The sequence below is a fragment of the Brasilonema sp. UFV-L1 genome (genome assembly GCF_012912105.1).
Taxonomy (GTDB): domain Bacteria; phylum Cyanobacteriota; class Cyanobacteriia; order Cyanobacteriales; family Nostocaceae; genus Brasilonema.
On sequence record NZ_QMEA01000211.1, the window covers coordinates 1 to 8,663 of the forward strand.

At 43.6% G+C, this 8,663-nt stretch carries 6 protein-coding genes; all 6 read left to right on the forward strand.

What is annotated here, in order from left to right:
- A partial coding sequence (locus DP117_RS32320; protein WP_211176479.1) for a hypothetical protein occupies positions 1-1,133 on the forward strand: 1,133 nt, incomplete at its 5' end.
- Positions 1,134-1,680: 547 nt separating this feature from the next.
- Entirely contained in the window at positions 1,681-2,616 is a 936-nt protein-coding gene (locus DP117_RS32330; RefSeq protein WP_248277938.1) for a DUF5895 domain-containing protein, read from the forward strand.
- 69 nt (positions 2,617-2,685) lie between these two features.
- Positions 2,686-4,056 (forward strand): DNA polymerase III subunit beta, encoded by a 1,371-nt coding sequence (gene dnaN, locus DP117_RS32335; protein WP_169222264.1) that lies wholly within the window; start codon positions 2,686-2,688, stop codon positions 4,054-4,056.
- A 70-nt stretch (positions 4,057-4,126) separates the two neighbouring features.
- A complete protein-coding gene (gene dnaX / locus DP117_RS32340; RefSeq protein WP_169222265.1) occupies positions 4,127-5,425 on the forward strand; it encodes a DNA polymerase III subunit gamma/tau in 1,299 nt (432 codons plus the stop codon).
- 577 nt (positions 5,426-6,002) lie between these two features.
- The gene (locus DP117_RS32345; protein ID WP_169222266.1) at positions 6,003-7,817 is read left to right on the forward strand and encodes a 3'-5' exonuclease; all 1,815 of its coding nucleotides are present in this window, start codon (positions 6,003-6,005) and stop codon (positions 7,815-7,817) included.
- 2 nt (positions 7,818-7,819) lie between these two features.
- On the forward strand, positions 7,820-8,641 hold the full coding sequence (locus DP117_RS32350; RefSeq protein WP_211176480.1) for a hypothetical protein: 822 nt from the start codon (positions 7,820-7,822) through the stop codon (positions 8,639-8,641).
- Positions 8,642-8,663: the final 22 nt, after the last annotated feature.

An 8,663-nucleotide genomic window follows, 5' to 3' on the forward strand; every position in this document is an offset into this window, starting at 1 on the left:
CCCATACCCCTACACCCTTTCTTGGTCAGCTAATTCCTCTATGGCATGCTTATGTGTGTAGAATCGCGTGTAAAATCGGAGGTATTGTTGTTGGTAAAAAAGCGATGCCCAGAAGGAAGAAGCTTTCCGTTGAAGAACCGAACGAGCAACAGGAAGCGGCAGTAGAGATAGTACAGACTGAAGAACGTGTCTCTGTTCCTATCGAGAAGGGAAAAGCCAAACGTGATGAGCCTACGACCGAAGAAACGGGTGTAGTCCCTGTCGAAGCGGAGCTTGTCACCGAAGGAAAAGATGTGCCGCTTTCCGGCGAAGAGAAGGAGCTTCTCCTACAACTAGAACGCCAGGTAGAAGACTCTTTTTACGCCGCCGCTACGGCACTTCGAGCGATCAATGAAAATCGTCTCTATCGAGAGAGCTACCGGACATTTGCAGAATATTGTGAGTCACGTTTCGGCTTGAAACGTCGTCAAGCATACCACTATATCGAGGCTGCAAACGTCACCGATACTCTGGCGACAAGTGCACGTCCCGTGCACGTTCTTCCGACAAGCGAGTACCAAATCCGTCCCCTCTCGACGATAAAAGACCCGGAGAAACAGGTAGAGGTATGGATGCGAGCGGTCGAGAAGGCAGGGGGACGAGCTCCGAGCCATGATATCGTGAAGGAGGTAAAGCAGGAAATTCTAGGGAATAGCACGTCACCGAAACCTCCTTCAAGCCCACTTCAGGAGGGGGACGTGTGCGTCATAAAGCGCTCATCAGATGCCCTTCTTTCTGATCGTGCGGGATTCTGGGGGGTGGTGACGGAAGAGGCGGGGGAGACGGTCACCCTTGAGCTTTTCGACCGTACAGTCCCCAAGGTAGCCATTACTGACGTTGTGCCGCTCAAGCTTTCCAAGAAAGAGGAGAAGGAGAGAGCAGAGCTTCTTAGCCGTTTGAAAGCAATTTACGAAGGGGTTAGGGTCGGGGAGGATGCTCTTGTCCCCATTTTCCGGCATTTCGGTACCCTTACCGCGCGAGCGACCCTTACTCGGTTCGAGAAGAAGCTCTTGTCCTTCCTTGAGCGACAATTCAAAGATGCAAAAATGGAGACGGACGACGAGGATTCTACACCTCAAGACACTTCTGAATAAGCGCACTTCTTTGATGCACCTCTCGGATTGACTCACAGTCTACCTGTCCACAAGGGAATCACTTCATTTCATCTCCATTACACGACAGGTTTTACGAGAGGTTTCGTCATGGAAAACGTATCATTGGCAGTATTTTTGTTTATTATCATTCTTACTTCCCTGTCATAGCTTATTACGCTGACAGTTCATCTAATACCGGAAAGAAATATCGATGACACGGCGTCACCCAAGCCTCAGAATGCAATCAGTGAAGAATTGGGACCCGCCACTGTCTTGTTGACCACTAAATTGAAAATTTGGTGGGGGTGCAAAAACGCCGTTTATTCATCCGCCAGTCGTACAGAATACCCAAGCTGTTAGCGTTTGCGCAGTGCCCCAAGAGGGGCTAGCGGGACGCAGTCCATTCTGGCGACTGACGCCTCTATTCTGTTTGATAATACTTTCAAATTTCACCTTCAGAGTCGTTTGTCAATCCAGACGACTTTAGTTTTGTACCACAACATATGCAAATGCACAAGTTATTTGAACTAGTTCAAGAACCATAATTATGGCTAAAAATCCAATCAAACCAGATACAAAAGAAGAACAAAAAGAACAACTACAAACTGCAATTCCAGATAATCTCGAACAGAGAAAGTTGCTAGTATCAAAATTTGCCAACCCTGAATATAACGCTCCCATCAGTAATATTTGCATCTGCCAGATAATCAATCACATGGAAGCAGAAAAGGTTGGCTTGTTCGTCAAAGACAAATACTTAGGAAATATCGATTGGCAAGGAGGCGAACCCACCCACAAGCACACCTTCTCCAGCGGTACTCCAGAACTGGGAATTCTCCTGCAATCACCCCGTATGCACATCCTCGATGTATCACCCCGGTATATCGAACAAAGAGACGATGGTGCAATTATCGGTATATACGAGTACGGCGACGGATATGATATGTACCAAGCTTTGGGGAAAGAAAAAGTAGTACTGCGACGGTTCTACCTAATTAACCTAGTAGATGGAAACAATAAAAACCTCCACAACAAACCAATCGCTTTATCAATCAAAGGAGTAGCCTCTTCTAGATTTTGTGAGGCTTACAAACAATTCCAACGCGAACTGGAGGTAGCGTACGCCAGGTTTGCAGGCATACCCGTTGTTGAAAAATCCCAAGAATTCCACCGCCTTGGTATCTTTCAACCTACCTTCATACCATCACACGAACCCAAAGAAGCAACCAACCAACGCGACAAATCCTGGGTAGCAGTAGTTGACTCCTACAAATCTCCCAACCCTGATGGTAGCAATTTCCTCGAATTCTTCTGCGAAGACAAAGAAGTTGAATTCCAAACAATCATGCAGGCTAATCCTGAATTTAGCCACCGCATTGGTAAAACCTCCGCCGTCGTAGCTACACATCACCAGCTAGCAGGTGTAAATACTACCGATATACCTGCATTACCTCCCTCAACAATCGAAGAACTACCTTATTAAGTTCTCATTCTCAAAGGTGCTAGTTGACACGCGAGCACCTTTACAAGTCATGCCTAGGCAAAATACATCATGAAACTAACAACTACTCAATCTGTACTGACAGAACTCCTAGAAACAGCAAAAAACGGCATATCCACAAGACCAGTAGACCCTATACTCGGAAGTCTGCTAATCGAAGCCTCGGATGAAGGCAGACTTACCGTCATTGGTACTGACCTGAACGTCAGTATCAAAACTACAGCAATAACTAATATTCTACAGGCAGGTGTAGTCGCCTTAAACGCCAAACTACTAACCGACACAGTTAACAATCTAGTCAGCGGCGAGCTGGATATTGAAGTAAGCGAACGCACCTGCGTTATCAGCCACAGTACGGGGAAATGTCGCATTGTAGGAGGAAATCCAGAAGATTTTCCAAGTATCCCAGAAACAGAAAATCCCACTGAAATCAGTATCCCTAGCAAAAAGTTACAAGCTGCCTTAGAAGCTTGTCTGTATTGTAGTAGCACAGACGAAACCAAACTTATCCTCACAGGCGTACATTTCCACTTACAAGGCGAAAATTGGAGTTGCGCTAGCACCGACGGACACCGCCTTGCGTTGGTATCCTCCAAGCTAGAGGGAAACTACTCACCGATCTCATTCACAGTCCCTAGAAGAAGTCTCACCGAGTTGGGAAAAATCCTCTCGACAACAGCCGAAAATAGCAATTGTACCGTTAAGGTTGGAAACAACACTATCCAGTTTATCTTGCCAAATGCTGAACTCACATCCAGGTTATTAGAAGGAGAATTTCCTCATATTAACCACCTTATTCCTAAAAGCTTTGCTAACGAATTCATCGTAGAACGCAAAGGAATGGAAATAATTCTTAAAAGAATCAGCCATTTCGCAGAGAAAAAACACAAAATTGTCAAAATTCTATGGGAGGTCAATGACCAACAGGCAACATTAATGACGGGTAATACTGATATTGGGGACGCGGTAGATTCTTTGCTTATCAAGACCCAAACCAGTATAGGAGAAAACATCGGTATTGGGCTAAATAGTGGCTATCTACAAGAAGCGCTCAAGCACATCTCAACCGATGAAATTATATTCAGATTTAACAAACCCCTCCAACCAGTCATCATTTCTCCTCTAGGTGGATTGCTTGACCAACTAACACTAATTATGCCCGTAGAAGTGCAAGATTTCGAGAAACCAGAAGGTCTTACCAAAGATAAAACTGACACTTCAAAACCAGAAAATGAAAATGAAACAGGAGCAGAAAATACTACTGAGGTGAATAAACTTTCAGAACTAGAAAAAGTATCCAATGAAACAACTAATGTCACAGACACACCGCCGTCTGATACACCTACCGCCAACAAATCAAAATCCCGCAAGCGCAAGCAAGAACTAAAACCAGAACCAAAATTAGAAACAACAGCCGTATAAACCAAAAAGTATAGTCAGTCATAAAACTGACTATACACAAAATCATCTATAAAATCACACACTCTCAAATATGTACACACCACTACATCTCAAATATCGTCCTCAGCAACTTTCACAAATAATCGGACAAGAACATATTGTACGCACTCTGGATAATGCAATACTCTCAGGAGGGAGTGGCTCTGCGAATGCACTCAGCAAGATTGCCCCAGCCTATCTATTTACCGGTCCCAAAGGTACAGGTAAAACCAGTACAGCCCGCATTCTCGCCAAATCTCTCAACTGTCAATCAACAGAAGAACCAACAACCAAACCCTGTGGTGAGTGCAATTCTTGTCAGACTATTTCTCACTCCTCATCCCTCGATGTAACCGAACTCGACGCCGCCAGTCACTCGGGAGTAGAGAACATTCGCGAGATAGTCTCTAACCTTCTACTTAAACCAATCGAGAGTAGGCGCAAAATCTTAATAGTAGATGAATGTCATGCCCTTTCTCACCAATCGTGGCAAGCATTACTCAAAACAGTAGAACAACCACCAACCCATGTTGTATTCATCTTCTGTACCACTGAGGTACACAAGGTTCCAGAAACTATCATCTCCCGCTGCCAAAAGTTTGACTTTAGAAGAGTTTCCCTCTCACTAGTTGTAGATTACTTGGAAAAAGTTGCCCGCCAAGAAAGTATAGATATCACTCCTACAGCATTAACCGCCATCGCTAAAGCTAGCCACGGACACCTACGTGACTCACTTAAACTCCTAGACCAACTAACCTTACTACGAGAAGAGGAAATCACTCCCAACTGGGTATGGGAACTGTCAGGTACTATCCCCGAATACGATTTAGTCACTTTCTGTGAAAATATTACCAAGGGAGAAATGACAGGCAATTTAGGCATTCTCCAAGATTGGATGAAATATGGCAAGCACCCAATCACCATCCACACAAGTCTTGTCAGCTTTCTAAAAGACCTACTGATCTGCAAAACCAACCCGAATGGCAGAAATCTCACTCTTCTAGAGGAGGACACCTGGAAGGAACTTACAACAATCTCTAAATCGTGGAGTATTAACCGCATTCACTCAGCGATCGCGCTCCTAATGGCACGCCAAAATCTCATGCGAGATGAAGGGGCGCACCTATGGTTGGAAGCTACCCTTATCGAGATAGTTCCAACTACAAGCAGTCCCCAAACTCAACCTTGGAAGAATTGGAAAACTGCCCAAGATGCCATTAATTGGGGGAAAGAACAACTACCCCATCTATCACAAGCGCAGTTGCAGGAACACTGGCAGAAGCTTACACCCATTAATGGAAAAAAGGCTCCAGCATGGGTACAACTAGTAGAAAAGCTTCAAACTGCGTAAAAATGCTTTTCACCTCAGAAAAATCAAACATCCACTTTCCCCAATTTTGGGAGTTGGGCTGTTCCTAGCCTCGGAATGCGCGATTCGCAGCGTGCCGCAGGCAACGCCTTTGCAGCAAGGCGGGTTTGTTGAGTTGTGAAAAGTCGATTACTTAGTAACGCAACCGCCGTCACGGGGTTCCTCCGCAGTGAAAATGAGCACGAGCGTACTACTACGAGTACTCGTGGGTGCTGACAGATCAACCAAACATAGACCGGAGGCGGAGCGTCTCCGGCTCCGCGCAACTGAAAGGCTTCCCGCTTTCTTAGGCTGGCTCCGAGTCTTTGCCCAATGCGACGCTGCACTAATCGTGGACTCTAGATGGGTAAATTTGGGTAAGGAAGCTCCTCCTGCGCCGCTGCGAATCACGGCAATTTTGTCCAGACGGAATGAAACGGGAGATTTTTTCTGATAGAAGCAGATAATTAAGCCTTCCCGATGTAAAACACTTGGAGTGTTTTCGAGAGCGAATATCAGGTAGACACTACATTATCGACATCAAAAATTTGGCATTTGTAATTCGTAAAGTTTAGAAGTTATGAGTTATAACCATAGAAATTTTATTACCAAATTTGGTAATAAAATTATAGTTGATGAGGAAAAACTCGACATATTCTGGGAAGATACCACTCCTATACCGAAGTGGCAACCTACAGTAAATATTTCGACCTACTCTAGTCTCAAAACTCTAATAGTTGATATTGAAACAGCAGGAATCAACCCAAGAGAGAATCGCATCTATGCAATTGGCTGTATGAGTGAAATGGGGAAAGTCTCCATTTTTATGGATATCTCCGAAAGCAAAATCCTTATCTCGTTTCTCAAATACTTAGAAACAAGCAAACTAGACGTAATTTATACTTACAATGGAACTGAGTTTGACCTACCGTTTCTTATCACCCGCTGCCAATTACATGGCATCGCTCATCCCTTTAGAATTGCATCTAGAACGCGCACTATCGGAACTGCCCAGGTACGTGGTACACCATTAACTATCCGAGAAGTATTCATCCGAAACAGCATGCATGTAGATATCTATATCTGCGTTCTCAGATGGGATTTCGTCGCTAAGTCCCTTACCAACGGACGGTCACTCAAACAAGCCGTCCTGGAAATGGGATTACGCTCTCAAGCGAGACTTGTTCTCTCCTATGAGGAAATTCTAGTTTGCTGGAAAGCTGGTTGGGGTAGTGAGGGATGGCAAAAAATTAAGGAGTATCTTACTTACGACTTAGAAGATACCCAACTCATAGCGTCGAGGCTAGTACCTTCATATTACTACGAAGCGCTAGTTGTACCGGGAATAAACCTTCAACAACTAGTCCTGGCGGGTAATGGTACCAAGTGGGAGAGAATTTTCGAGCATCACTACCAAGGGATAAAACCTAAACCCGACCGCAAGCACAAATTCCAAGGGGGAATAGCGTATTCTGTTCCCGGACTGTATAAGAAAGTTGGATACATAGACATTAGTTCAATGTATCCCAATGCCATACTGTCTTTTGGGATTGTCTCTTGTAAGGATACAAATCGCATTGGGTTAAGCATCTTGCAATATTTAGTAAAAGAAAAATCAAGGCTGGAACAACTTGCTAAAACTGGAGATATTGTTGCCAAGGAAAAAAGAGAATCCACCAAAGTCCTAGCTAATTCTCAGTTTGGGTTCTTCGGCACATCTGAACTTGCCTTTAATGATATGGAAGCAGCAGCCCTGGTAACAGCTTATGGTCGGCGTATCCTACAGTTTATGATTGAGGTAATCAATCAAGCTGGCGCAGTCCCTATAGAAGTTGATACTGATGGTGTGTTTTTTACCCACCCTAATGTAGAAGAGGTGTACGCCATACTTCAATCTCAATTACCCAAAGGGATAATCGTCAAACTAGAATTTATTGCCGAAGCCATGTTTATTCCCGAAAGGGGAACTAAGAACTATCTCTTGTGGCTAAAAGATGGCAGGATTATCCGCAAAGGTAGTTGGAGAAGTCGCTCTCGCTCAAAACTAGAAAAAGAATTTCCTGTTGAATATTTAACCTATTTCATTCAAAATCAGCTACGCGCAGAGGAACATTACAAAAATGTCAAATCGCAGATTTCATCAAGAGACTACCCAAAAGAGAAACTCGCCATCACTCGCAAAATTCGTGAAGATGAAAAAGAACTTCTCAAACTAGGAAAACCTGGAGATATCGTCACCTACTATTACAGCATTCAAGGTGTAACAAATATCAAAAGTTCGCAGAAGTATTCATCACAGTATTATCTCAATTTACTCGCCCAAAAACGAGTAGAAATCTTGCAAATAGCAAACCCTCAAATGCTAGACAGTCGCAAACAATTGACCCTATTCTAACAATGGCTAAAAAATTATCACTACTCAACAAAAAACAACGCAAGTGGTTAGATAATTTCTTGAAAGACAAACCCCACGCCAGATTAACCAACGTCTATGATTTATTAGATGGCGATCGGGTTATTGAAATTGAATGGTGGGAACATACCATACCTGTAGTTCTTGATAGCCATACTTTCATCCGAGGAAATATATCTTATAAGCTAAAAGTCAAATTGCGCAAGTTTGGCGATCCCAGAAAAACAGCAAACTTCTCCTATAAGATGACCCCAGCTCAAAAGCAAACCGTACCCTACAGACTCAAAGAACAACTATCACTTGAACTCCCACAAGCTTACTTGATACCCACTCCCCAAAATCCTGTGGTTGTCAAAACCAAGGAGGTTAAACAAAAAAGAAGTTACCGGGGAGAAGTTACGCGTGTCACCCAACAAACTCTACCTCTATCAGGTATAACTGCCCTACTAAATGAGATAAATCTTAAAAGCAGTGGTGTACCTCTATCAGAACAAGAACTACTTCTAGAAACTACACCACACTTTGATTTAGATACTGGCAAGGAAATCAAATTTCCCACTGCTATCATCAAAATTCTTAATGAAAAAAAAGCAAGTTTTCAGGAGTGGGAGTCGGCTATTTCACTATATCAAGTAGCAGGTGCATCTGCTATATTACAATACCTCAATGAGTTAGATAACTGGCGCAATTATCACGGTAACCAATCAGTTAAACATCCTACAATCAGGGCAACAAAGCAAACCGAAAATGAAAAAGTAAATTTCAAGGAGGTATACAGCGTATTGCAGGTTTATGAGGTACAGTAACAGCAGTTTGTAAACCAGTTTT